The organism is Frankia sp. CcWB3, from assembly GCF_977927595.1.
In genome coordinates this window covers 16996-17747 of the sequence record NZ_CDWRCK010000075.1, presented here as the reverse complement: position 1 = coordinate 17747, position 752 = coordinate 16996, and the positions used below count along the sequence as shown (strand labels likewise).

At 75.9% G+C, this 752-nt stretch carries 1 protein-coding gene and 1 pseudogene; one reads left to right on the top strand and one right to left on the bottom strand.

The window, feature by feature from the left end; genetic code table 11:
- Positions 1-255, top strand: a 255-nt coding sequence (locus ACY5KJ_RS08325; RefSeq protein ID WP_462203110.1) for a DUF2530 domain-containing protein, incomplete at its 5' end; no start/stop codon positions are given.
- Positions 256-283: 28 nt separating this feature from the next.
- Here the strand turns inward: ACY5KJ_RS08325 and ACY5KJ_RS08320 are convergent.
- Positions 284-752 (bottom strand): annotated as a pseudogene (locus tag ACY5KJ_RS08320) (sacsin N-terminal ATP-binding-like domain-containing protein); the annotation flags it as partial.

Below are 752 nucleotides of genomic sequence, written 5' to 3'. Positions count from 1 at the left end.
GCGACAACCGGCCCGCCCACGCCCGAACCGTTGCCCTACGACGGGGTCGCCTCCGTCGCGGTGGGAACCGTGCTGTGGGCCATCGCCGCGCTGGTCCTGGCGTTCTTCCTCGACGACCTGCGGGACGACGGCCGGCTCTGGTGGTTCGCGACGGCGATCTGCGGCTTCGTCCTCGGGCTCGCCGGCCTGTGGATCGTGATCCGCCGCCGCAACCGGCTGCGGGCGCGGGGAACCCCCGACCACACGGATCGATAGTCCAGCGACCGGAACCCACCGGCGCGGCTCAGGTCTCGTCGAGGTCGTCCTCCGCGGTTCGGAAGGCGGTACCGTCAGGGTCGCGCAGCGCCGCGGCCAGCGCATGCCGCCGGTCCCACTGCCCGCCGCGCCAGGCCAGGGCCCGCGCGAGCGCGTCCGAGCCGGCCTCGGCATCCACGTGGATCTCGCCGCCGATCCCGCCGAGTACCCGCCAGGGCACCCGGGTCGGCCGGCCGGCGAGATCCTCGACCAGCAGCGGGTCGTGAACCCGGTACGGTGTGCCGTCCGGTGCCTGCCGGGCCTCGCCGGGGCCCGCCGAGACGATCTCGCAGGTGCCCGCCTCGGCGGCGAGGCGCACGCCGAGGACGTGGGCCACCTCGGCCGCCCGGTCCAGCGGGAGACGCAGCCCGAAGCGGTCCGCGCCGAGCAGCCCCAGCATGTCCGGTGCGTCCACCACCACGACGTCGGCGCAGGACCGGACGCCGTCCGGGGTGCGG